The sequence below is a fragment of the Kitasatospora sp. Ki12 genome (assembly GCF_054601375.1).
This window is the reverse complement of sequence record NZ_BAAIHT010000001.1, coordinates 3,275,938-3,299,922: the sequence shown is the minus strand read 5'-3', so window position 1 is coordinate 3,299,922 and position 23,985 is coordinate 3,275,938. Positions and strand designations below refer to the sequence as shown.

The 23,985-nt window shown below is 71.9% G+C and carries 17 protein-coding genes; 4 read left to right on the top strand and 13 right to left on the bottom strand.

Annotated features, from left to right (window positions below; genetic code table 11):
- Positions 1 to 132: 132 nt before the first annotated feature.
- The 9 genes from ACYP53_RS14525 to eccD all read right to left on the bottom strand — a co-directional run bounded on the left by ACYP53_RS14525 (position 133) and on the right by eccD (position 11,248).
- Positions 133 to 1,818 (bottom strand): ribonuclease J, encoded by a 1,686-nt coding sequence (locus ACYP53_RS14525; RefSeq protein ID WP_189924749.1) that lies wholly within the window; start codon positions 1,816 to 1,818, stop codon positions 133 to 135.
- A 169-nt stretch (positions 1,819 to 1,987) separates the two neighbouring features.
- Positions 1,988 to 2,887 (bottom strand): 4-hydroxy-tetrahydrodipicolinate synthase, encoded by a 900-nt coding sequence (gene dapA / locus ACYP53_RS14520; protein ID WP_189924747.1) that lies wholly within the window; start codon positions 2,885 to 2,887, stop codon positions 1,988 to 1,990.
- A gap of 227 nt (positions 2,888 to 3,114) precedes the next feature.
- Positions 3,115 to 3,846 (bottom strand): FAD-dependent thymidylate synthase, encoded by a 732-nt coding sequence (gene thyX, locus ACYP53_RS14515; RefSeq protein ID WP_189924745.1) that lies wholly within the window; start codon positions 3,844 to 3,846, stop codon positions 3,115 to 3,117.
- On the bottom strand, positions 3,843 to 4,301 hold the full coding sequence (locus ACYP53_RS14510; protein ID WP_459647614.1) for a hypothetical protein: 459 nt from the start codon (positions 4,299 to 4,301) through the stop codon (positions 3,843 to 3,845). Before ACYP53_RS14510 ends, thyX begins: the two co-directional genes overlap by 4 nt.
- A 7-nt stretch (positions 4,302 to 4,308) precedes the next feature.
- Entirely contained in the window at positions 4,309 to 5,055 is a 747-nt protein-coding gene (gene dapB, locus ACYP53_RS14505) for a 4-hydroxy-tetrahydrodipicolinate reductase (RefSeq protein WP_189924741.1), read from the bottom strand.
- 13 nt (positions 5,056 to 5,068) lie between these two features.
- A complete protein-coding gene (locus ACYP53_RS14500) occupies positions 5,069 to 6,421 on the bottom strand; it encodes a M16 family metallopeptidase (RefSeq protein ID WP_229929167.1) in 1,353 nt (450 codons plus the stop codon).
- Positions 6,422 to 6,542: 121 nt separating this feature from the next.
- Positions 6,543 to 8,750, bottom strand: a complete 2,208-nt coding sequence (locus ACYP53_RS14495; RefSeq protein ID WP_189924739.1) for a polyribonucleotide nucleotidyltransferase — start codon at positions 8,748 to 8,750, stop codon at positions 6,543 to 6,545.
- A gap of 459 nt (positions 8,751 to 9,209) precedes the next feature.
- Complete coding sequence (rpsO, locus tag ACYP53_RS14490) at positions 9,210 to 9,500, bottom strand: 30S ribosomal protein S15 (RefSeq protein WP_189924737.1); 291 nt, start codon at positions 9,498 to 9,500, stop codon at positions 9,210 to 9,212.
- A gap of 236 nt (positions 9,501 to 9,736) precedes the next feature.
- Positions 9,737 to 11,248 carry a type VII secretion integral membrane protein EccD gene (gene eccD / locus ACYP53_RS14485; protein ID WP_189924728.1) on the bottom strand — a complete coding sequence of 504 codons (1,512 nt, stop codon included), beginning with the start codon at positions 11,246 to 11,248 and terminating at the stop codon, positions 9,737 to 9,739.
- Positions 11,249 to 11,591: 343 nt separating this feature from the next.
- Here eccD and eccCa point away from each other — a divergent pair, with 343 nt between their 5' ends.
- The gene (gene eccCa / locus ACYP53_RS14480) at positions 11,592 to 15,533 is read left to right on the top strand and encodes a type VII secretion protein EccCa (protein ID WP_459647613.1); all 3,942 of its coding nucleotides are present in this window, start codon (positions 11,592 to 11,594) and stop codon (positions 15,531 to 15,533) included.
- Between the two features lie 468 nt (positions 15,534 to 16,001).
- On the top strand, positions 16,002 to 17,405 hold the full coding sequence (locus ACYP53_RS14475) for an APC family permease (RefSeq protein WP_459647612.1): 1,404 nt from the start codon (positions 16,002 to 16,004) through the stop codon (positions 17,403 to 17,405).
- 105 nt (positions 17,406 to 17,510) lie between these two features.
- Here ACYP53_RS14475 and ACYP53_RS14470 read toward each other — a convergent pair whose 3' ends face one another.
- From ACYP53_RS14470 to ACYP53_RS14455, 4 genes are all read right to left on the bottom strand, one after another.
- Positions 17,511 to 18,797, bottom strand: coding sequence for a S8 family serine peptidase (locus ACYP53_RS14470; protein ID WP_459647611.1), 1,287 nt, complete (start codon positions 18,795 to 18,797; stop codon positions 17,511 to 17,513).
- An 85-nt stretch (positions 18,798 to 18,882) separates the two neighbouring features.
- Positions 18,883 to 19,176 (bottom strand): WXG100 family type VII secretion target, encoded by a 294-nt coding sequence (locus ACYP53_RS14465; RefSeq protein ID WP_189924720.1) that lies wholly within the window; start codon positions 19,174 to 19,176, stop codon positions 18,883 to 18,885.
- Positions 19,177 to 19,278: 102 nt separating this feature from the next.
- Positions 19,279 to 19,584 (bottom strand): WXG100 family type VII secretion target, encoded by a 306-nt coding sequence (locus tag ACYP53_RS14460; protein WP_189924718.1) that lies wholly within the window; start codon positions 19,582 to 19,584, stop codon positions 19,279 to 19,281.
- A 184-nt stretch (positions 19,585 to 19,768) separates the two neighbouring features.
- A complete protein-coding gene (locus ACYP53_RS14455; protein WP_459647610.1) occupies positions 19,769 to 21,463 on the bottom strand; it encodes a type VII secretion protein EccB in 1,695 nt (564 codons plus the stop codon).
- Between the two features lie 333 nt (positions 21,464 to 21,796).
- On the opposite strand from ACYP53_RS14455, the gene eccE reads away from it, so the two are divergent.
- Positions 21,797 to 23,056: a type VII secretion protein EccE gene (gene eccE, locus ACYP53_RS14450; RefSeq protein ID WP_459647609.1), complete on the top strand. Its 1,260-nt coding sequence runs from the start codon at positions 21,797 to 21,799 to the stop codon at positions 23,054 to 23,056.
- Entirely contained in the window at positions 23,056 to 23,823 is a 768-nt protein-coding gene (locus ACYP53_RS14445) for a hypothetical protein (RefSeq protein ID WP_459647608.1), read from the top strand. The genes eccE and ACYP53_RS14445 overlap by 1 nt, the downstream gene beginning before the upstream one ends.
- Positions 23,824 to 23,985 lie beyond the last annotated feature (162 nt).

The window sequence follows — 23,985 nt, the reverse complement described above, 5'->3', positions numbered from 1 at the left end:
CGAATTCAGATTCGAGCCCGTTCCGAGGGGTCGTCCCGTGGGGCAACCCGGAGAACATTACGCACCGGGCCGCCCCACGTCAAACCAGCCTCAGGCCTGCCTCAGCCGGGGACGAACGATCGACGGCGAGCGTCAGACCTCGACCACGACCGGCAGGATCATCGGCCGGCGGCGGTAGTTGTCCGCGACCCACTTGCCGATGGTCCGGCGGACCAGCTGCTGCACCTGGCGCGGCTCGATCACGCCGTCGCTCGCCGAGCGGTCCAGGGCTTCCTGGAGCTTGGCGACCACGGGCGCGAAGGCGTTGTCGTCGATGCCGGAGCCGCGGGCCTGGATGGTCGGGCCGCCGACGATCTTGCCGTTGGCCGAGTCGACCGCGACGAAGACCGAGATGAAGCCCTCCTCGCCGAGGATCCTGCGGTCCTTGAGCGAAGCCTCGGTGATGTCGCCGACCGAGGAGCCGTCCACGTAGACGTACCCGGCCTGGACCTTGCCGACGATCCGGGCGACGCCCTTCTCCAGGTCGACGCAGACGCCGTCCTCGGCGATGACCACCCGGTTGCGCGGCACGCCGGTGGCGATGCCCAGCTCCGCGGCCGCGCGCAGGTGACGCCACTCGCCGTGGACCGGCATCAGGTTGCGCGGCTTGCAGATGTTGAAGAAGTAGAGCAGCTCGCCGGCGGAGGCGTGACCGGAGACGTGCACCTTGGCGTTGCCCTTGTGCACGACCTTGGCGCCCCAGCGGGTCAGGCCGTTGATCACCCGGTAGACGGCGTTCTCGTTGCCGGGGATCAGGGAGGACGCCAGGACGACGGTGTCGCCCTCGACGATGCGGATCTGGTGGTCGCGGTTGGCCATCCGGGACAGCGCGGCCATCGGCTCGCCCTGCGAGCCGGTACAGATCAGCACGACCTCCTTGTCCGGGAGGTCGTCCAGCTGCTTGACGTCCACGACCATGTTGCCGGGGACCTTCAGGTAGCCGAGGTCGCGGGCGATGCCCATGTTGCGGACCATCGAGCGGCCGACGAAGGCGACCTTGCGCTTGTACTCGTGCGCGGCGTCCAGGACCTGCTGGATGCGGTGCACGTGGCTGGCGAAGGAGGCGACGATGATGCGCTTGTCCGCGTTCGCGAAAACGTTTCGCAGCGCCGCCGAGATGTCCCGCTCGTGCGGGATGAAGCCGGGGACCTCGGCGTTGGTGGAGTCCACCAGCAGGAGGTCCATGCCCTCCTCCGCCAGCTTGGCGAAGGTCGGCAGGTCGGTCAGGCGGCCGTCGAGCGGCAGCTGGTCCATCTTGAAGTCACCGGTGGCCACGACCATGCCGGCGGGGGTGCGGACGGCCACGGCGAGGGCGTCCGGGATGGAGTGGTTGACCGCGATGAACTCGCAGTCGAAGGGGCCGATGCGCTCGCGCTCGCCCTCCTTGACCTCCAGCACGTACGGACGGATCCGGTGCTCGGCGAGCTTGGCCTCGATCAGGGCCAGGGTCAGCTTGGAGCCGATCAGCGGGATGTCCGGGTTCTCCCGCAGGAGGAACGGGACGGCGCCGATGTGGTCCTCGTGGCCGTGGGTGAGGACGATGCCGTCGACCTTGTCGAGGCGGTCCCGGATGTAGGTGAAGTCCGGGAGGATCAGGTCCACGCCGGGCTGCTCGTCCTCGGGGAAGAGGACGCCGCAGTCGATGATCAGCATGCGGTCCCCGTATTCGAGGACCGTCATGTTGCGGCCGATCTCGCCGAGGCCGCCGAGCGGAGTGATGCGGAGGGCGCCCTCCTTCAGGGCCGGGGGTGCGCCGAGTTCGGGGTGCGGGTGGCTCAAAAGACTCTCCTCACGACGCACGCCATATGCCCGGGGTCCTCCCCCGGCGACATATGGCGTGCGTACTCAGTGTCGTTTTCCTACTGGGTCTGTGCTTCCGCGCCTTCGGTCCGGTCCAGCGGCGGACCCGGGAGGGTCCGGCGAGCCGGGGCGCGCACGTCCGTGTCTGCTACAGGTGTACCCCGCCGGCGGCGAGATCCTGCTTCAATCGAGCGATCTCCTCGGGCGTCGCGCCGACCAGCGGGAGCCGCAGCGGTCCGGCCGGCAGGCCCTGGAGGTCCAGCGCGGCCTTGGTGAGGATGACGCCCTGCGTGCGGAACATACCGCTGAACACCGGCAGCAGGCGCTGGTGGATGCTGGTGGCCTTGACCACATCGCCGGCCAGGAAGGCGTCGATCATCGCGCGCAGCTCGCCGGCCACGACGTGCCCGACGACGCTGACCACGCCGACGGCTCCGACGGACAGCAGCGGCAGGTTCAGGATGTCGTCGCCGGAGTACCAGGCCAGGTCGGAGCGGGCGATCGCCCAGGCCGCGGCGCCGAGGTCGCCCTTGGCGTCCTTGTTGGCGACGATCCGCGGGTGCTCGCCGAGGCGGACCAACGTCTCGTGGCTCAGCGCGACCCCGCTGCGGCCCGGGATGTCGTACAGCATGACCGGCAGCTCGGTCGCGTCGGCGAGGGCGACGGTGTGCCGGTACAGGCCCTCCTGCGGGGGCTTGCTGTAGTACGGCGTGACGGCCAGCAGGCCGTGCGCCCCGGCGGCCTGCGCCTGCCGGGCGAGCCCGATGCTGTGGTGGGTGTCGTTGGTGCCGACGCCGGCCACCACGTGGGCGCGATCCCCGACCGCCTCCACCACGGCGCGGACCAGCTGGGACTTCTCTTCGTCGCTGGTGGTCGGGGACTCACCGGTGGTGCCGTTGACGACGAGACCGTCGTTGCCGGAGTCGACGAGGTGCGTGGCGAGGCGCTGGGCGCCGTCGAGGTCGATTCCGCCGTCGGCGGTGAACGGGGTGACCATCGCGGTCAGGACCCGGCCGAAGGGCGTCTGGGGGGTGGAGGTCGGAGCCATGTGTCCAAAACTACTCGTAGGCGGTGGGGCGGTATCCACACCGGTCCAGGGTTCGGACGGGGGCAGCGGCGCCGAGCGGTGGAAACAGGCGCTGGGATGGGATCCCGGTGCTGCCCGCTCGGGGGTTCAGGCAGCACCGGGATCCGTGTTCACGAATGTAGGGAGCGGCTAGAAAAGCCGCAATCCAGACATGCCAGACACTCGGTCCATATGCCCGTCGTCCCAGGTCAGGGGGCGACCCGGCCGTGCTTCTCGAAGGCCGCATGGGTGAGCGGCATGAGCCGGGCCCACTGCTCCTCCATCTGCTCGGCGACCATCTCGATCTCGCGCTGCGGGAAGGACGGCACCGCCGAGTTCTCCCGCTTGGTCCGCAGCGAGAGGAAGTGCATCAGCGAGCGCGAGTTGCAGGTCGCGTACATCGACGAGAACAAGCCGACCGGCAGCACCGCGCGGGCCACCTCGCGGGCCACGCCGGCCGCCAGCATCTCCTGGTAGCGGGCGTAGGACTCGCGGTACGAGGCCTCCATCGCCGCGGTGGTGGTCGCGTGCTGCTCGGGCGTGCCCTCGGTGAACTCGTACTTGCCCGGACGGCCCTCCTGGACCAGCTTGCGGTCCTCGGCCGGCACGTAGAAGACCGGGTCCAGCTGGCGGTAGCGGCCGGACTCCTCGTTGTACGACCAGCCGCTGCGGTGTCGGTGGAACTCCCGGAACACGAAGATCGGCGCGCTGATGAAGAAGGTCATCGAGTTGTGCTCGAACGGCGTGCCGTGCCGGTCCCGCATCAGGAAGTTGATCAGGCCCTTGGACTTCTCCGGGTCCTGCGAGAGCGCCTCCAGGGACTGCTCCCCCGCGGTCGAGACGCGGGCCGCCCAGATGACGTCCGAGTCGGAGGCGGCGCTGCGGACCAGCTCCACCGTCACGTCGCTGCGGAAACTGGGGGCCGTCGGTTCGTCGCTCACGCGTTGCTCCTTGCGGGTTCGGTGCTGTGCAGCTTGATGGCGTGCTGCATGGTCTTGCGGGCGCGCGGGGTGTCGCCGGCGTCGGCGTAGGCCACGGCGAGGCGGAAGAAGACCCGCCAGTCGCCCGGCGCCTCCTCGGCCTCGGCCCGGCGGCGGGCGAAGACCTCGTCGGCCGAGGCCCGGTCGATCCGCCCGCCGGTGGTGCGCTTCAGCTCGTCCACCGGCAGGCCGCCCTCGGCCTCCAGCTCACGGGCGAGCCGCTCGCTGTCCCGGCCGAAGCAGACGGTCTGGCGCAGGAACCAGACGCCGATCACCGGGATGACGAAGGCGCACACGCCGATGCCGATGCCGAGCGGCTTGCCGGTCGCGATCAGCTGGACGCCCTCCCCCACGCAGAGCAGGGCGACCAGCAGCAGCACGCCGGACAGGACGAAGAAACCGGTACGGGAGGTCATTCAGGGCTCACAGGTCCAGGAAGTGTTCGAGGCCGAAGGTCAGCCCCGGCGTCTCGACGACCTTGCGCACGCCCAGCAGGATGCCCGGCATGAAGCTGCTGTGGTGCAGCGAGTCGTGCCGGATGGTGAGCGTCTCGCCGGTGTCGCCGAACATCACCTGCTGGTGGGCGAGCAGCCCGCGCAGCCGTACGGCGTGCACCGGCACCCCGTCCACGTCGGCGCCGCGGGCGCCGGGCAGGCTGTGGGTGGTCGGGTCCTGCTGCGCCGGGCGGCCGGCCTCGGCCCGGGCCGCGGCGATCAGCTGCGCGGTCCGGGTGGCGGTGCCACTGGGGGCGTCCGCCTTGCGGTCGTGGTGCAGCTCGACGACCTCGACCGACTCGAAGTACTTCGCCGCGACCTGCGAGAACTTCATGCCGAGGATCGCGCCGATCGAGAAGTTCGGGGCGATCAGCAGGCCGAGCTCCGGGGCCTGCTCCAGCCAGCCGCGGACGGTGGCCAGCCGCTCGTCCGTCCAGCCGGTGGTGCCGGTGACCACGTGGATGCCGTGGTGGAGGCAGTGGTCGAGGTTGCCCATCACCGAGTCCGGGTGGGTCAGCTCGACGGCGACCTGCGCCCCGGCCTCCGTCAGCTCCTCCAGCCTGGAGCCGCGGCCCAGGGCGGCCACCAGCTCCATGTCCGGTGCGGCCTCGACGGCCTTGACCGCCTCCGAGCCGATCCGGCCCCCGGCCCCGATCACGGCGACACGCAGCGTCATTGCGAAAGTCCTCTCACACCAGCAGGTCGGCGAGCTTGGCGGCCCGCTTGTCGTTGATCGGGCCGATCAGCGCCAGCGACGGCCGGTACGCGCCCAGCACATCACGGGCCACCGCGTGGACGTCCTCCAGGGTCACCGCCGCGATCCGGTCCAGCATGTCGTCCACCGACAGGTGGTGGCCGTAGCTGAGCTCGGCCTTGCCGATCCGGTTCATCAGCGAGCCGGTGTCCTCCATGCCGAGCACGGTGGAGCCGGAGATCTGTCCGATCGCGCGGCGCAGCTCCTCCTCGGTGATGCCGTCGGCGACCACCTTGGCCAGCTCCTCGCGGCAGATCCGCAGCACCTCCTCGACCCGCTTGGGCTGGCAGCCGGCGTAGATGCCGAACAGGCCGCTGTCCGCGTAGGACGAGGAGTACGAGTAGACCGAGTACGCCAGGCCGCGCTTCTCCCGGACCTCCTGGAACAGCCGGGAGCTCATCCCGCCGCCCAGGGCCGCGTTGAGCACGCCCATCGCCCAGCGGCGCTCGTCGTGCCGCGGCACGCCGGGCACGCCCAGCACCAGGTGGGCCTGCTCGGTGGACCGGTTGAGCACCTCGACCTTGCCGGCCGTGCGCAGCGCCTTCACGCCGCGGCGGGCCTCGGCGGGGGCCGCCTCCGAGCGGGCCAGGACGGCCGCGAAGGCCCGCTCGACCTGCTTGACGACCTTGCGGTGGTCGAGGTTGCCGGCCGCCGAGACGACCAGGTTCTCGGGCCGGTAGCGGCGGTGGTAGAAGCCGGCGATCTGGTCCCGGGTGAGCGCCTTGATGGTCTCCTGGGTGCCGAGGATCGGACGGCCGAGCGGGCCGCTGCCGTAGATCACCTTGGCGAACAGGTCGTGCACCACGTCGCCCGGGTCGTCCTCGGCCATCGCCATCTCCTCGAGGATGACGCCGCGCTCGGCGTCGACGTCCTCGGGGCGGATCAGCGAGCCGGTGAGCATGTCGCAGACCACGTCGATGGCCAGCGGCAGGTCGGTGTCCAGGACCCGGGCGTAGTAGCAGGTGTTCTCCTTCGCGGTGAAGGCGTTCATCTCGCCGCCGACCGCGTCCAGGGCCGCCGAGATGTCCAGCGCGCTGCGCCGCTCGGTGCCCTTGAAGAGCAGGTGCTCCAGGTAGTGGGTGGCGCCGTTGAGCTGCGGGGTCTCGTCCCGCGAGCCGACGCCGACCCAGATGCCGAAGGTCGCGGAGCGCACCGTCGGCAGGGTCTCGGTGACGACCCGCAGGCCGCCGGGGAGGACGGTGCGGCGCACCGTGCCGGCGCCGTCGACGCCCTTGAGCAGGGTCCGGGTGGTGCCGGGACGCTGCTTTACCGCCGGGGCCTGCGCCACGGGGGGTACCTCCAGAGGATTCGCACGCGGGGTGAGCACACGTGCGGACGAAAGCGTGGACAACGGGGTGCGGCCCGCACGCCGTGAGGCGTACGGGCCGCGGGGGTCAGCTAGCGGCGCTTCACTCGGAAGCGGCCTCGCCGTCCTCTTCGCCCTCGATGACCGGGATCAGGGAGAGCTTGCCGCGCGGGTCGATCTCGGCGATCTCGACCTGGACCTTGGCGCCGACGCCGAGGACGTCCTCGACGTTCTCGACGCGCTTGCCGCCGGCCAGCTTGCGGATCTGCGAGATGTGCAGCAGGCCGTCCTTGCCCGGCATCAGCGACACGAACGCGCCGAACGTCGTGGTCTTGACCACGGTGCCCAGGTAGCGCTCGCCGACCTCCGGCATGGTCGGGTTGGCGATCTGGTTGATCGTGGTGCGGGCGGCCTCGGCGGCCGGGCCGTCGGCGGCACCGATGTAGATGGTGCCGTCGTCCTCGATCGTGATCTCGGCGCCGGTGTCCTCCTGGATCTGGTTGATCATCTTGCCCTTGGGGCCGATGACCTCACCGATCTTGTCCACCGGGATCTTGATGGTGATGATGCGCGGCGCGTTCGGGGACATCTCGTCCGGGGAGTCGATGGCCTCGTTCATCACGTCGAGGATGTGCAGGCGGGCGTCCTTGGCCTGCTTCAGCGCGGCGGCGAGCACCGACGCCGGGATGCCGGTCAGCTTGGTGTCCAGCTGGAGGGCGGTGATGAAGTTGCGGGTACCGGCGACCTTGAAGTCCATGTCGCCGTACGCGTCCTCGGCGCCGAGGATGTCGGTGAGGGTCACGTAGTGGGTCTCACCGTCGATCTCCTGGGAGATCAGGCCCATGGCGATACCGGCGACGGCGGCCTTCAGCGGCACACCGGCGTTCAGCAGCGACATGGTCGAGGCGCAGACCGAGCCCATCGAGGTGGAGCCGTTGGAGCCGAGCGCCTCGGAGACCTGGCGGATGGCGTACGGGAACTCCTCGCGCGTGGGCAGCACGGGCAGGATGGCCCGCTCGGCCAGCGCGCCGTGGCCGATCTCGCGGCGCTTGGGCGAGCCCACGCGGCCGGTCTCGCCGACCGAGTACGGCGGGAAGTTGTAGTTGTGCATGTAGCGGCGACGCGTCTCCGGGGAGAGCGTGTCCAGCTGCTGCTCCATGCGCAGCATGTTCAGCGTGGTGACACCCAGGATCTGGGTCTCGCCGCGCTCGAACAGGGCCGAGCCGTGCACCCGCGGGATGGCCTCGACCTCGGCGGCCAGGGTGCGGATGTCGGTGACACCGCGGCCGTCGATGCGGACCTTGTCCTTGATGACGCGCTCGCGGACGGTCTTCTTGGTCAGCGCGTTGTAGGCGGCGCTGATCTCCTTCTCGCGGCCCTCGAACTCGGGGAGCAGCTTCTCGGCGGCCAGCGCCTTGACGCGGTCCAGCTCGTTGTTGCGCTCCTGCTTGCCCGGGATGGTGAGGGCCTGGGCGAGCTCGTCCTTGACGGCGGCGGTCAGCGCGGCGAGGACGTCGTCCTGGTAGTCCAGGAAGACCGGGAACTCACCGGTGGGCTTGGCGGCCTGGGCGGCCAGCTGGGCCTGCGCGGCGCAGAGGACCTTGATGAACGGCTTGGCGGCCTCGAGGCCGGAGGCCACGACCTCCTCGGTCGGCGCGTCGGCGCCGCCCTCGACCAGCTTGATGGTCTTGTCGGTGGCCTCGGCCTCGACCATCATGATCGCGACGTCGCCGTCCGGCAGGGCGCGACCGGCGACGACCATGTCGAAGACGGCCGACTCCAGCTCGGTGTGGGTCGGGAAGGCCACCCACTGGCCGTTGATCAGCGCGACGCGCACGCCACCGATCGGGCCGGAGAACGGCAGGCCCGCCAGCTGGGTGGAGGCGGAGGCGGCGTTGATCGCGACCACGTCGTACAGGTGGTCGGGGTTGAGCGCCATCACGGTGACGACGACCTGGACCTCGTTGCGCAGGCCCTTGACGAAGGACGGGCGCAGCGGGCGGTCGATCAGGCGGCAGGTGAGGATCGCGTCCTCGGAGGGCCGGCCCTCGCGACGGAAGAACGAGCCGGGGATGCGGCCCGCGGCGTACATCCGCTCCTCGACGTCCACGGTCAGCGGGAAGAAGTCGAAGTGCTCCTTCGGCTGCTTGGACGCGCTGGTGGCCGACAGCACCATGGTGTCGTCGTCCAGGTAGGCCACGGCGGAGCCGCCGGCCTGACGGGCCAGACGGCCGGTCTCGAAGCGGATGGTACGGGTGCCGAAGGAACCGTTGTCGATAACGGCCTCGGCGTAGAACACGTTCTCTTCCACCTGGAAGATCTCCTCTTTCGTACGTCTCCGGGAGAGCGTCCCCGCGTCGTTGCCTGGGGTTGGCCCTGGGCCCTCCCTGCCGGGGAGGACGGGCAGTCGGGCCGGTCTTCGATCGAAGCCTCCGGAGTGCCCCGCTCGGTCTGCGGGGGTTCCGGCGGCCACTACCGAGGACCGGCGCCTCACGGCTGCCGGGCCGGGACGGGCGGTCCGCGTCTGGACGCTCTCTCGGATGCGGGCGGCTTCCGTTTGAAGCCTTCGTCCCGCGGGGGGTTCGGGTCTGTCTGCCCGGGTGGCGCGCTGGTGCGCCATCACCCGGCATGCCCACAACCCTACGGTGCAATCCTCGGGCACCCGGGGAGGTGCGCGCGAGTTGTTATGTCCGGGCGCCGCGGCCCGGGGGTCGCGGCATACGCGCGAAGGGCGGCTCCCCGGTGTGGGGAGCCGCCCCGAGCGGCGGTCTTAGCGGGCGCCACCGGCGGCACCGCGGCGGATGCCCAGGCGGTCGACGAGCGTACGGAAACGCTCGATGTCCTTCTTGGCCAGGTACTGCAGCAGGCGGCGGCGCTGGCCGACGAGGATCAGCAGGCCACGACGCGAGTGGTGGTCGTGCTTGTGCTGCTTGAGGTGCTCGGTCAGGTCCGAGATGCGGCGGGAGAGCATGGCCACCTGGACCTCGGGGGAACCGGTGTCGCCCTCCTTCTGGCCGAACTCGGCGAAGATCTGCTTCTTGACGTCAGAGGCGAGAGCCACTGCAACTCCTTCGGGTGTACCGAGCGGTCCTGGTCGACAACACAGGACTCATCGAGAACTCGGTGTCGCGAGCGCGGCCGGCACTCTGCGGCCCACGGAGGGGCGACGGACACACGGCTGCGCTCGAAGGCCAGCGTACCAGTGCCGCCCACCTCGCCGGTCGGCGGGTGGGCGGCGGGGTGGGCGGCGGGGTGGGCGGCAGGTGGACGACGGGCTGCGCCGCGGGGCCGGACGGGTCAGCCGGTGGCGCCGCGGACCAGCCGGTACACGTCCAGGACGGCGAGCGCCAGCGGGACGAGCGAGATCAGCGTGAGGCTGTCGACCAGGTCCAGGATGCGCCCCCAGAACGGGGAGACGCCGAGCCGGGGCACCACCAGGGCGATCGCGACCAGCAGCGCGGCGCCGAAGGCGATGGAGGCGGCCAGCCAGACGGTGCGCAGGTCGAGCTGGGTGGTGGAGCCGGCCACCCGCAGGAAGAACTGCGGGGTGTGCAGGGACAGCCCGACGATCAGCAGGCACAGGCCGAGCAGGCCGGCCACGGTGAGGCTGAGCACCTGCGCGGTGTAGCGGAACAGCCGGGCGCGCAGCATGGTGGCCAGGCCCAGCGCGAGCGCGAGCAGCTCGGGGAAGGTCTCGTCGGTGAAGCCGAGGACGGCGCAGGCGCCGACCACGACCGCGGCGCAGCCGCCGACCAGGCCGACCAGCACCTCGTGGCCGCGGCGGGCCTGGTGGGCGATCCGCTCGTACTGGACGGCCTCGGCGCGCTCGGCCTCCTCGTCGTAGTCGCGGCTGCGGGTGCGGGTCTGGCCGGGGGCGCTGAAGCCGACCGGCAGCCGGGCGAAGCGGGCCGAGAGGCTGGGCAGGAAGCCGACGGCGGCGACGGCCGCGACCCCGGTGACGGCGGCGATGTGCCCGGCCGGCGTCGCCGGCATCAGGACGGCGGCGAAGGTGGCGAGCGCGCCGGCGGTGGCGACCAGGGCGGCGGCGACGAACACCGCGTCCTTCTCCGGCAGCAGGCCGGTCAGCAGCACGGCGACCACCAGGACGGCGACGCAGCCGGCCAGGAACTGGAGCCGGCCGGGGCCGTCCCACGGGTGGGCGACGGCGATGACGCCGCTGCCGCCGATCATGGCGTGCGGCAGCGCGCCGAGGCCGAGGGCGAGGCCGGCGTGGGCGTCCTGGTAGACCCGGGCCCGGACGCCGGCCAGCGCGGTGAGCACGACCGCGGTGACGCCGGCCAGCACGCCGGGCAGGCCGTGCATGTCGTGGCGCAGGTCGGAGAACCAGAGCGCGAAGCCGAGCAGGGTGAGCAGCACCCCGGCACCGATCAGGCCGAAGCCGCGCATCAGCTCGGCGGTCCAGAACCGGCGGTCGGCCTCGACGGCGCTGGCGATGGCGTCGGCGACGTCGTCGTAGACGGCCGGCGGCAGGGACTCGGCGAAGGGGCGCAGCGCGAGCAGGTCGCCGTCGCGGACCTGCTGGGCGGCCAGCGGCAGGCCGCTGTCGAGGACGGTGCCGTCGCGGCGGACCAGGTGGAAGCCGGTGGGGGTGCCGTCGGGCTGGTTCTGGTTGGCCAGCCGCAGCACCTCGGGGTAGACGTCGGCGAGCGGGACGTCCTCGGGCAGGGCGACGTCGATCCGGCGGTCCGGGGCGACGACCGTCACCCGGCAGTAGCCGGTCGCGGCAGCGGTGTTGCTCACGCTCCCGCCTCGCTTCGCTCGGCAGGCGCTTCGCACAATGCGCGGCATCCGACGACGAGCTCGCTTCGCTCGCCCGTGCCTTCCGCCTCGTTCCTTCGACGCACGTGGCGCTCCCCCTTGTTGACGGTGCCGAGGCACGGCGGCGCTCGGTGTGGCTGTGGAACCGGCCCGACCGGGCCGCGAGTTGGCGCGGCGTTACCCTACCCGTTCGGTTCGTGACCGGGGCCTGGCGGGCGGCGCGGGGGCGACCGTTAGGATCGGCGCCTGCGCGAAGGTCACGGGGGCTGCGCCGTGTGGGGCGTCCTCGGCCGCCGGATTCCCGTACGACCGTGCGCAGTCGCGTGAGGGCTGATGCCGAAGTGATCGATCGACGCCACGGGGTGGATGACACATGGGTGTGATCACGGTCAAGCGACCGGCAAGGGCCTATCCGCCCACCGTGCCGGACGAGCCGGTGGAGCTGGTGAGCCCGCCCGAACTGCCCCGGCAGGGCGGCGAGGACTGGCTGATGAGCATCCTGCCGATGCTCGGCATGGGCGGGTCGGCGGTGTTCTTCTTCGCGCCCGGCGCGGCCGCCCCGATGAAGGTCATGGGCGGTCTGATGATCGTCTCGACGGTCGGCATGGCGCTGGCCCAGATCGTGCGGGCCCGGAAGGGCGGCTCGACCGCGATGGCGGACGAGCGGCGCGACTACCTCAAGTACCTGCAGCAGACCCGCCGCCAGGTGCGCCGCACCGCGGAGCGCCAGCGCGGCGCGCTGCTCTTCCTGAACCCGGCGCCGGACCAGCTGTGGTCGATCGTCGAGGACGGCCGGCGGCTGTGGGAGCGGCGCACCGGGGACGGCGACTTCGCGCAGATCCGGGTGGGCCTGGGGCCGGTGCAGCTGTCCACCCCGCTGGTCGCGCCGCAGACCGCGCCGATGGACGAGCTGGAGCCGATGTCGGCGGCCGCGATGCACTCCTTCCTGAAGGCGCACGGCACGCTGCAGGACCTGCCGCTGGCGGTGTCGCTGCGGGCCTTCTACCACATCACGGTCTGCGGGGACCCCGACTCGGTGTACGGCAACGTGCGCGCGATGATCGCCCAGCTGACCACCCTGCACTCGCCGGACGACCTGATGGTCGCCGTCGCGGCGGCGCCCGGCGCGGCCGAGGAGTGGGAGTGGACCAAGTGGCTCCCGCACAACCAGCACCGCAAGGAGGCCGACGGCGCGGGCTCGCGCCGGCTGTTCGCCACCGACCTGGGTGACCTGGAGTACCTGCTGCAGGACGAGCTGGCCGGGCGCCAGCGCTTCATCCGGGACGCGTCGCCGGCGGCGGACCAGCCGCACCTGGTGATCGTCATGGACGGCGCCGGGGTGCCGCACGACTCGCTGCTGGCGAGCCCCGAGGGCGTGCAGGGCGTGACCGTCATCGAGGTCGTCCCGGGTGAGGTGGACGAGCCCAGCGGGCACCTGATGGTGACGGTCAACTCCGAGGAACTGGTGTTGCGTTCGGCCTCCGGCGCGACGTACACCGGCACCCCGGACCTGCTCTCGGTGTGGCAGTCCGAGGCGCTGGCGCGGCAGCTGGCGCCGTACCGGGTCTCGGCCGGCGGGGACGACGAGCCGCTGCTGTCCAACCTGGACTTCACCGACATGATGAGCTCGGGCGACCCGGGCTCCTTCGACGCCAACCGCAGCTGGCGCCAGCGCGCCCAGCACGAGCGGATGCGGGTGCCGATCGGTGTCGGGGCCAACGGCGAGCACGTCTACCTGGACATCAAGGAGGCCGCGCTGGAGGGCATGGGCCCGCACGGCCTGTGCGTGGGCGCGACCGGCTCCGGCAAGTCCGAGCTGCTGCGCACCCTGGTGCTGGCGCTGGCGATGACCCACTCCTCGGAGATCCTCAACTTCGTCCTCGCCGACTTCAAGGGCGGCGCGACCTTCTCCGGCATGGCCGACATGCCGCACACCTCCGCGGTGATCACCAACCTGGAGGGCGAGCTCACCCTGGTCGACCGCATGCGCGACGCGATCGAGGGCGAGCTGCACCGCCGCCAGGAACTGCTGCGCTCGGCGGGCAACTACGCCAACATCCACGAGTACGAGCGGGCCCGGGCGGCCGGCGCGGCGCTGGACCCGCTGCCCTCGCTGGTGCTGATCATCGACGAGTTCTCCGAGCTGCTCACCGCCAAGCCGGACTTCATCGAGATGTTCATCCAGATCGGCCGGATCGGCCGCTCGCTGGGCGTGCACCTGCTGCTCGCCTCGCAGCGCCTGGAGGAGGGCAAGCTGCGCGGCCTGGACACCTACCTCTCCTACCGGATCGGTCTGCGCACCTTCTCGGCGGCGGAGTCGCGGGCGGCGATCGGCGTGCCGGACGCCTACCACCTGCCGCCGGTGCCGGGCGTCGGCTACCTCAAGTTCGGCGAGGACGTGATGGACCGGTTCAAGGCCGCCTACGTCTCGGGGCCGTACCGGGCGCCGGGGCAGCAGCGGTCGACCGGCGGGCGGCGGGTCGACGCGCGGCCGGTGGAGTTCACCGCGGCCTACGTGGAGCTGCCGGACCCGGTGCAGGAGGAGGCGCCGCCGGTCCCGGAGACGGACGACGCGCTGGTGGACACCGTGCTGGACGTGTTCGTCCAGCGGATGGTCGGCCAGGGCCCGGCCGCGCACCAGGTGTGGCTGCCGCCGCTGGAGGAGGCACCGAGCATGGACCACCTGCTGCCGCCGCTGCAGGTGGTGGCGGAGCGCGGGCTGACCGCGCCCGGCTACCCGGTGGGCCGGCTGCGGGCGCCGATCGGCATCGTGGACAAGCCGCGCGAGCAGAAGACGGACATCCTGGAGGTCGACTACGCGGGGGCGGCCGGCCACGGCCTGATCGTGGGCGGTCCGCGCTCGGGCAAGTCGACCGTGGTGCGCACCACGGTGGCCTCGTTCGCGCTCACCCACACCCCGCTCGAGGTGCAGTTCTACCTGCTGGACTTCGGTGCGGGCAGCTTCCAGTCGGTGACCGGGCTGCCGCACGTCGGCGGGGTGGCCGGGCGCCTGGACGTGGACAAGGTGCGCCGGATGGTCTCCGAGGTGCACGGGGTGATGAACCGGCGCGAGGAGCTGTTCCGGGTCGCCGGGATCGACACCATCGGCACCTACCGGGCCCGCCGGGCGGCCGGCGGGCTGCCGGACGAGGCCTTCGGCGACGTGTTCCTGGTGATCGACGGCTGGAACACCTTCAAGCAGGAGTTCGAGGGCCTGGAGCCGGTGATCGGCGACATCGCCCAGCGCGGCCTCGGCTACGGCGTCCACCTGATCATCACCGCGGCCCGGTACGCCGAGGTCCGTCCGGCGCTGAAGGACCTGCTGCAGAACCGCACGGAGCTGAAGCTCGGCGACGCGATGGAGTCCGAGGTGGACCGCCGGGTGGCGCAGAACGTCCCACCGCTGGCCGGGCGCGGCGTCACCCCGGAGCGGCTGCACTTCCTGTCCGGGCTGCCGCGCCTGGACGGCTCCTCCGGCGTCGACGACCTGCAGGACGGCGTGTCCGGGCTGGTCGGCGCGATCGACGGGGCCTGGGCCGGGCCGCGCGCCCCGCAGGTGCGGATGCTGCCGGCCGTCCTGGACGGGACCTCGCTGCCGAAGGGGTTCGAGCACCCGGAGCGCGGTGTGTCCTTCGGTGTGGACGAGGCGGAGCTGGCACCGGTCTTCGTGAACTTCGAGACCGACCCGCTGTTCATCGTCTTCGGCGACACCGAGTCCGGGAAGTCCGCGGTGCTGCGGATGCTGATCAAGCAGATCACCGAGCGTTACACCCCGGAGCAGGCGGGCATCGTGGTCGGCGACTACCGGCGCGCGCTGCTGGGCACGGTGCCCCCGGAGTACCTGGTCGAGTACGCGGCCGCGCAACCGGCCATGTCAGCCGTGGTGGAGATGCTGCGCGGGGCCTGTTCCCGCCGCCTGCCGGGCCCGGACGTGACCGCCGAGCAGCTGCGCAACCGCAGCTGGTACAGCGGCAAGGACATGTTCGTGATCGTCGACGACTACGAGCTGGTCGCGACGAGCTCGGGCAACCCGCTGGCGCCGCTGGCCGAGTTCCTGCCGTTCGCCCGGGACATCGGCCTGCGGGTGATCGTGGCCCGCAGCGCCGGCGGCGCGGGGCGCTCGCTGTACGAGCCGGTGCTGCAGCGGATGCGCGAGCTGGGCGGCCAGGGCGTGATCCTCTCCGGCAACCGGGACGAGGGCGCGCTGCTGGGGACGGTCCGGCCGCAGGCGCTGCCGCCCGGCCGCGGGGTGTTCGTGTCACGCCGCGCGACCAACGGGCAGATGGTCCAGACGGGCTGGCTGCCGGTGGTGTAGCCGCGCCGCCCGTCACGGACGGTGATCGAAGGGGTCGGACCCGCCGGGGTCCGGCCCCTTCGGCGTCCCAGGTTCTGAAACGTTACCTAGATCTTTCCGGCCGGGTGCTGCGGTTCCCGTACCCGCCCGGGGAGTGGTCGGGCCCTTCGGAGCCGCCTGGGCGTACCGCTGTACAGCGCCACACCAGCCTTTGAATCTCCGGCCGCAATGTTCCGTTCACCTTTGATTCAAGTGCAATGTGCCCAAGGTAACAAGTCGGACATAGCGCACAATGACCGAACGTGATCATCGGATCGCATGTTTATGCCGTGCGCCGCAACGGATTCCGAAGCAGTTCCGACGTTGACGCAGTCAATACGCCCAAGGTTCCATTGCGGCCCGGGAGCGACTGGACCAGAACCGAGCGACCAGCCAGCGGAGGCGATACCGCTCCCACTCCAGGACCGCACAGAGCCGATCGGAAGCCACATGACCGACACGCTTCGCCCGCCACAGAACGTAGCCGCCACGGCGGCAACGGCGGCAGCGCCCCAGCAGCTCAAGCGCTCGATCGGCGTCGTGGGCGGCACACTGCTCACGCTGTCCTGCGTCACCCCGGCGTCGACGCTCTTCGTGATCGTGCCGGAGCTGTTCTCCAGCATCGGCAGCGCCACCGCCCTGGCCATCGCCATCGGCACCGTGCTCTGCGTCGCGGTCGCGTTCTGCTACTCCGAGCTCGGCACCCTGATCCCCAGCGCCGGCGGCGAGTACGCGATGGTCGGCACCCTCGCCGGACGGCTGATGGGCTGGCTGGTCTTCGTGCTCTCCCTGATCGTGGTGATGATCGTCCCCTCGGTCATCGCCCTCGGCACCGCCGACTACCTCGCCCCCGTGCTCCACCTCGACAAGGCCATGACCGGCGCCGCCGTGATGCTCGCCGCCACCCTGGCCGGCCTGCTCGACCTGCGCGCCAACGCCTGGATCACCGGCGTCTTCCTGGTGCTGGAGGTCATCGCGGCCGGCGTGGTCTCGGTGCTCGGCTTCTCGCACGCCAACGGCAACGCCCCCAGCCTGCTGCACGGCGTGGTCGCCGGGGACGGCGGCGCCACCACCACGGTGGGCGTGGGCGCGATCGTCGGCGCGCTCGGCATCGCCCTCTTCATCACCCAGGGCTTCTCCACCGCCGTCTACCTGTCCGAGGAGCTGGAGAACCCCCGCCGCAACGTCTCCCGCACCGTGCTGTGGACGCTCGGCATCTCCGCCGCCGTCATCCTGATCCCGGTCGTCGCCATCACCGTGGGCGCCCCCGACCTGCAGACCCTGACCTCCGGCGACATCTCCGGCATGGTCACCGCCTGGAGCAACTCCGCGGTCGGCACCTTCATCAGCCTCTGCGTCGCGCTGGCCATCATCAACGCCGGCATCGTCATGGTCATCCAGAACTCCCGGGTGCTGTTCGCCTCCGCCCGCGACAAGGCCTGGCCGGAGCCGGTCAACAAGGCCTTCGCCACCCTCGGCCGCTTCGGCTCCCCGTGGATCGCCACCCTGGCCGTCGGCCTGCCCGGCGCCGCGCTCTGCTTCGTCAAGGGCGAGCTGCTGAGCAACATCACCGGCGTCGCCGTCACCGGGATGTACCTGCTGGTCGCGATCGCCGCGCTGCTCTCCCGCCGCGGCCACCACAAGCACGCCGCCGCCTGGCGGATGCCGCTGTGGCCGGCCGTCCCGGTCGTGCTGATCGCCGTCCTGGTCTACGTGATGACCCAGCTGGACGCCGAGCCGCTGCTGTGGACCGGCGGCATCACCGCCGCCGCCACCCTCTACTGGCTGTTCTACCTGCGCCCCCGGCAGGACACCCGCTGGGTGATCAGCCTCCCCGAGGACCAGCAGGACTGACCCCGGCAGGACCGACCCCAGCAGGAGCGACCCCCACCCTCCCCCACACCGCGGTGCCCCGGGCTTCCCCAGCCCGGGGCACCGCCGTGTGCACGGGCGTCCGGGTCAGTCGGCGGACTTGCGCCGGTGGTCGCGCAGCACCACGCCGCCGCCGATCAGCAGGGCGACCAGCAGCGCGCCGACGCCGAGGACGTACGTCGCGGTGCGGCCGTCGCGGTCGGCCTGGGTCTCACCGAGGCCGACCGGCCGCGGCACGATCGGCGCGGAGGCGAGCTGCACCGGGGCGTCCGGGACGGCGGCCGTCGGCGCGACGTCCGGGGCCTTGGTGACGGCCTTGACCGGGTCCACCACGCCCCAGCCGACGAAGACGTCCGGGTCGCGCTTGGTGCGCTGGGCGGTCTGCTCGATCCAGGCCCGCACCTGGGCGGGCTTCCAGGCCGGGTGGGCGCCGACCAGCAGCGCGGCGAGCCCGGAGACGTACGGGGCGGCGAAGCTGGTGCCGTTGTCCACGCACTGGCCGCTCCCGGGCACGGTGGACAGCATGTCGACACCGGGCGCGGCGACCTTCACGAAACTGCCGTACTGGGAGAACGGGGCGCGCTCGTTGTTGCGGTCGGAGGCGCCGACGGCCAGCACGGTCGGGAACGCACCCGGATAGGTGTCGCCTTCCTTGCCGTCGTTGCCGGTGGAGGCGACCACCACGACGCCGGCGTCCTCGGCGGCCTGGATCTCGGCCTTCAGCTCCGGGTAACCGCCGAAGTGGGCGTCGCCCGCGCCGCGCACGTCCTGGGAGATGTTGATGACCTTGGCCTTGGCGGCGACCGCCTCGTGGATCGCCCTCACCAGGGTCGAGACGTCGCCGTTGCCGTCGCTGTCGTTCTGCCGGATCGACAGGATCTGGGCGTCGGGGGCCAGCCCGACGAAGCCGGTCCGCTCGCTCCGGCGGGCCGCGATGATCCCGGCCACCTTGGTGCCGTGACCGACCGGGTCCTCGGTGGACTTGCCGGGGACCGGTTCCTTGGTCTCCCGGTTGACCAGCAGGTTGGAGCCCTCCTGGACCTTGTCGACCAGCTGCGGGCCCGCGTCGCCGGCCACGACCTGACCGGCCAGCTGCAGGTTGTTCCGGTCGACCCCGGTGTCGATGACCGCGACCTTCACGCCCTTGCCGGTGGTCCGTCCGCCCTGCCACAGCTCGTCCAGCAGCAGGCGCTGCAGCGACCACGGCACGGTCTGCACGTCGGGCGCGTTCTTGGGGCAGTCGCCCGCGGCGGCCAGCCCGGGCCCGCCGTCGGCGTACGCCGGGGCGGCGAGCGGGCCGCCCAGCACCGCGAGCGCGGCCAGTGCCGCGGCCGTCTTCCGGTACCCGCGTCCGGACACCCTGCCACCCCTCATGTCGTCCACCCGTGCCGCGCGCCGAGGGGCGGGTGCCCGGTCGCCGGGTACCCGCCCCTTGTCGTTCCCCTCGGGGAACCCGTCGTCAGTGCGCCCAGAGCTTGGCGTTGCTGTCCTCGGTGGTGCGGTAGCTCTGCGCGGCGTTCTCCAGCGAGGTCGCGATCTGCGTGGTGGTGGTGTGCAGGTCGGCGGCCGCGGAGTCCCACTTGGCCTGCTGGACGTTGTAGCCCTCCTGGGCCTTGCCCTGCCAGCTCTGGGCGATCCGGGTGACGTCCTTCTTGAGGTCGCTCAGCATGCTCTCGATGCGGCCGGCCGAGGCCTTGACCTCCTCGGCGGCGTTGTGAACGGTCTCGAAGTTGACGAGGATGTGGTCGGACACGTTGTCTCCCTTGACGAGGGTGCGGGGCGCCCCGCGGTCAGTGGCGGACTCCCCGCCGAGCGGCGGTTCGGAACAGAGAGGTGATCAGCGCGGGTACGGCGATCAGCCCTGGGCGTTGGAGAACATCGCCTTCTGCTCTTCCTCGGTGCTCGAGTAGTGCTTGGTGGTCTGCTCGATCGCGTGCTTGATCGCCGACAGCGACTCCTTGAGCTTCGCGATGTCGTCGTTGACGTGGTTCTGCAGATTCGTGTAGGCCGTCGCCGCCTGACCCTGCCAGCCATTGGTGATGCCCGAGACCGTGCTGATGAGCTTGACCCGCTCAGCCTCGATCTTGCCGATGGCCTGCTCGATCTTGTTGGCGAAAGCCAGCATCTCCTGAGCAGTCATCGTGAACTGACCCTGAGCCATGCTCCACCGTCCCCCATGAGACAAACAATTGCGTGCACGGAGGGCCCCGGAGGGCCCCACCGCTGCATCACCTGTGTGATGCCCAGCAGCACTGTAGTCGGCACACGCAGCTCGCCCAACATCGATCACCGAGTAGTTACCAGACCATGACACTGCGGCCAATTCCGTTGCCGCGCTTGGCCGCTCAGGCGTTCTGCGGCTGGGCGGCGCTCTTCGCGGTCAGCGGCGGTCCGGCCGGCACCAGGTCCGACCACTCGTGCGGCACCGGCAGCGGCTGGAGCCCCTGGTAGCCCAACCGGGCCTGGTTGCCGCCGGTTTCGTCCGGCTTCTCGCCGGGCTGCTGGCCTGCCTGCTGACCCTGCTGCTGGCCGGACTGCTGGTCGGGCGCCCCCGGCTTCGGGGCGCCGCTCTGCCCGGGCTGCCCGCCCGGCGCGGGGGTGGCACCGCGGCCGCCGTCGCCGTTGGCCGGGACGGCGTAGCGCAGCCCCGTCTCGGTGATCAGGAAGTCGGTGCCGGAGCCGCCGGCGGCGTTGTCCAGCGCCCGGTAGAACAGCCCGTGACCGGGGGTCACGTACCCGGCGCCGGCCCCGTTGTTGTACTGCGCGGGATACGAAGTCCCGGCCCAGACACTGCGCTTGGGCGTACGGCCGTCCTCGGCGACACCGTCGAAGGTGCTGCACACGACCGACCGGGCGTCCTGCGGGTCCTTCCAGTTGTTCACCGGCGCGCCGGCCTTCAACGGCCAGTCGGCCGCGGTGCCCGGCAGCCGGGTCTCGCTGTCGAACTGGGAGTGGTCGAGCGGGGTCATCCCGTCGCTGCGCGGGTTCTTGTCCTGGTCGTACTTGTAGAGCATCTGGTACGCCGGGTTCTGCCGGATGAGCTCCGCCTGGAACGGGGTGACCAGGTAGAGCCGGTCCTTGCCGACCACGTAGTGGCGGTCCTGGTAGTGCACCAGCCGGCCGACCCGGCGGTCGGCGGCGTTCCCCAGCCCCACCGAGGAGTTGGGGCCCTGGCTGTCCGCCACCCCGTCGATCTGCGGGAAGGTGATCGGGGAGCCGTTCACCAGGGTGTCCAGCCACTCCCGCTTGACCCGCTGCGCCGCCGCGTTGGGCCCGAAGACCGCGGTGATCAGCGACCTGCGCTCCTTGTCGTCCGACTGCGGGGAGCCGATCTCGTGCTTGCGGCCCTGGGCGTCGACCAGGTACGTCTTCGCACCCCCGGCGGCCTGCTGACCGGGCACCGGCGCGGCCGACACCTGCTGGTCGTCCGCCTGCTGCACCAGCATCAGCTGGTCCGGGCCGAGCATCCGGTCCTTGGCCGCCAGCGCCGCCGCGTCCTGGCCGGCCGCCACGAACACCGCCTGGTTGACGGTCTCGCGCTTCTCGTCCGAGCCCGGACGGTCGCAGACCGCCCACTTCATCGACTGGCTCGCGTTGTCCTTGCTCGGCAGCTTGTCCGGCGCGTACGGGATGCCGATGGTCGGACCGTGGTTCGGGTACCGGTCCAGCACCCCGTCGTCGACCACCACGACCTTGGCGTCGACCGGCAGCACCAGCCGCGCCGAGGACATGTTCAGCACCTGGTGCAGCCGCTTGGTCTTGCCGTCCGGATCCGTCAGCACCACGTACCGGGTGGTCGACTGCTTGCCCTGGATGACGTTCTTGCCGTCGTCCCACTTCAGCGGGGCACTGGGCTTGAACACCCCCCAGAGCCCGAACCCGGCCACCACCACCGCGCCGGCCAGGATGCTCGGCAGCACCGCCTTCACCGGACGCGGCGCGTCCTCGTCACTGCCGCCGCCCGCGGGCAGCAGGAACGCCCCCACCGTGCGCTTGCGGGCGAAGGTGTACGCGTTGAGCTCGTCCCGGCGCGAAGCCATCCTCGTCGTCCCCCTTGTCAGACGTTGTCGGACGTTGTCAGACCGACCTGCCCCTGGTCCACCCGCCGGGCGCGAACCGGCACGAACCCTCTACGATGCGGCAGCAGACGGTGAGTACGGTACGGGTACGGTCCGCGAACCAGCCAGCCGGGCCGCGACAACGGATCAAGAGAGGGCCATCGGGGGATGCCAAGCCAGACCGCTCCAGGACGCCGCCGCACCACGGGTGCCGGGAGGCCGCGCCGGTCCGGCCGGGCTCAGCACGGCGGCCCGGCCGCCGAGCCGGGGCCCGTCCCGCCGCCGAGCAACCCTGGCCGCGGCGGCGCCGTCCAGGTGCGCGTCAACCCCCGGCCCGGGCTGCTCGGCGGCCGGTTGAAGCTCCAACAGCTCGTGCTGATCGAGGTCGCGGCGGCACTGGTCGCGGTCGGCTGGACGATCAGCCGCCCGGTCGCGGCCGGCTTCGGCGCGGTCGCGCTGGTGCTGGTCGTCCTCGCCGTCGTGCCCCTGCGCGGCCGGACCGTCCCCGAGCTGCTGCGGGTGCGCTCCGCCCTCAAGTCCCGCCGCAAGCAGGCCCGTACGCTGCTGCCGCCGGCCGGCACCGACCCGGCGCTGGCACCCGCGCTGGAACTCGAACCGGGGCTGCGCACCTGCACCCACGCCACCGAGGCCGAGTTCGGCGGCCGGCCGGTCCGCCGGGAGACCGGCATGGTCGGCGACGGCACCTTCCTCACCTCGCTGCTGCTCGTCCAGGCCAAGGACCAGCCGCTGCGCCCGGTGCGCACCGCGCTGCCGCTGCCGCTGGACGTCGTCTGCTCGGCGCTCACGGTGGACGACATCACCCTGGAGTCGGTGCAGCTGGTCCAGCACACCCAGCCCGCCCCGGCCCCGCACCTGCCCGAGCAGTCGCTGGCCGCCCGTGCCTACCGCGAGCTGCCGGACGGCACCTCCACCCCCGGGCTGCGGCTGACCTGGGTCGCCCTCAAGCTCGACCCGGAGCGCGCGGCGACCGCCGTCCGGGCCCGCGGCGGCGGCGAGGAGGGCGCCCGCAAGGCGCTGCAGCGGGTGACCGACCAGCTGGCCGGACGGCTCAACAGCGCCGGGTTCAACGCGACCGTGCTGGACGAGCGCGAACTGATCGCCGCCCTGGCCATCTCCGCCTGCGCCAACCCGATCGCGGTGGCCGGCCGCCAGGGCACCGGCAGCGGCGGCGGCACCACCCGCCGCACCCAGGAGGGCAACCGGTTCTGGCGGATCGACGACCGCTGGCACAGCACCTACTGGATCTCCCGCTGGCCCCAGCTGAGCCGCCCCGGCGGCGCCCCCGGCCGGATCGCCGCCCCGGACCTGGTCAACCTGATCACCGGCTCCCCGGCCCTGGCCAGCACCTTCAGCCTGACCGCCGGGCACGGCACCGGCGACTCGGTGACCGTCAGCGGCCACCTGCGGGTGACCGGGCGCAGCGAGAGCGAGGTCGGCCAGGTCGGCCGCCAGGTGGAGACCCGGGCGCAGAGCGCCGGCCTCGGCCTCGTCCGGCTCGACCTGGAGCAGGCCCCCGGCATGCTCGCCACCCTGCCGCTGGGAGGAACGTCCTGATGGCGTACCAGAGCTATCCCGCCCTCGGCCCGCAGCCCGGCGCCGAACAGCGCCGGACCCGGCCGCGGATCCTGCCCGGCTTCGGCCTGCGCGGCCCGCGCCGGGAGAAGCACGTCCTCGAACCGGCCGACCTCGCCGCGCTGGCCTTCCCGGTCGGCGACGACGGCGTGGTCATCGGCGTCGACCCGCAGGGACTGCCCGCGGTGCTCGGCCTCTTCCGCCCCAGCGCGTACGACCTGGTGCTGATCGGCGGCATGTGGACGGCCCAGGTCATCGCACTGCGGGCGGCCGCGATCGGCGCCCGGGTCGTGGTGGAGACCGCCCGCGGACAGCTGTGGGGCCCGATGGCCCAGGCCGCCGGCGGCGGCCAGCCCTGCGTGACGGTCCACCAGGTCGGCCGGCTCGGCCCGCAGGGCGCCTCGGTCGCCTCGCCGGTCCTGGTGGTGCGCGACCTCGGCGCCCGCCCGCCGCGCAGCCGGCTCTCCGCCGCACCCTGGCAGACCACCCTGACGCTGCTCCCGTACCTGGGCCCGAACGCCGCCCGGGTGCTCAACGCGGCCGACCTGGTCGGCGTGCAGCGGATCTCCCCCCAGGAGGCGGAGCTGACCGGCCGGGTGCTGTCGCTCCCGCCGGAGGACGTGGCCACCCTGCCCACCCTCGGCGACGACCTCACCCTGTGGGCGACCCGGGTGCGGCGCCAGTACGTACGGACGGTGGCCGGACAGGCCGAGCAGCAGGTCCTCGGCGGCCCGCGCCGGATGGACTGACCGGACGGACTCTCCGGACGGGCTGCGCGGACGGCCTGAACGGACGGTCCGGGCGGACGGTCCGAGCGGCGGCTCGCCGCACCCGGCGGGGCGCCGCGGAACCGAAGCCGCCTTCAACAGGGGTTGCCGTACGGCCTAGTCTGGGATGCGGCAACGGCACCG

Coding starts and splice junctions, on each gene's coding strand:
- dapA (WP_189924747.1), bottom strand. CDS start 2,887: ATGGCTCCGACCTCCACCCCCCAGACGCCCTTCGGCCGGGTCCTGACC.
- ACYP53_RS14510 (WP_459647614.1), bottom strand. CDS start 4,301: ATGACCTCCCGTACCGGTTTCTTCGTCCTGTCCGGCGTGCTGCTGCTG.
- ACYP53_RS14470 (WP_459647611.1), bottom strand. CDS start 18,797: ATGAGGGGTGGCAGGGTGTCCGGACGCGGGTACCGGAAGACGGCCGCG.
- eccD (WP_189924728.1), bottom strand. CDS start 11,248: ATGCCGCGCATTGTGCGAAGCGCCTGCCGAGCGAAGCGAGGCGGGAGC.
- eccCa (WP_459647613.1), top strand. CDS start 11,592: ATGGGTGTGATCACGGTCAAGCGACCGGCAAGGGCCTATCCGCCCACC.
- ACYP53_RS14475 (WP_459647612.1), top strand. CDS start 16,002: ATGACCGACACGCTTCGCCCGCCACAGAACGTAGCCGCCACGGCGGCA.
- ACYP53_RS14460 (WP_189924718.1), bottom strand. CDS start 19,584: ATGGCTCAGGGTCAGTTCACGATGACTGCTCAGGAGATGCTGGCTTTC.
- dapB (WP_189924741.1), bottom strand. CDS start 5,055: ATGACGCTGCGTGTCGCCGTGATCGGGGCCGGGGGCCGGATCGGCTCG.
- ACYP53_RS14455 (WP_459647610.1), bottom strand. CDS start 21,463: ATGGCTTCGCGCCGGGACGAGCTCAACGCGTACACCTTCGCCCGCAAG.
- ACYP53_RS14445 (WP_459647608.1), top strand. CDS start 23,056: ATGGCGTACCAGAGCTATCCCGCCCTCGGCCCGCAGCCCGGCGCCGAA.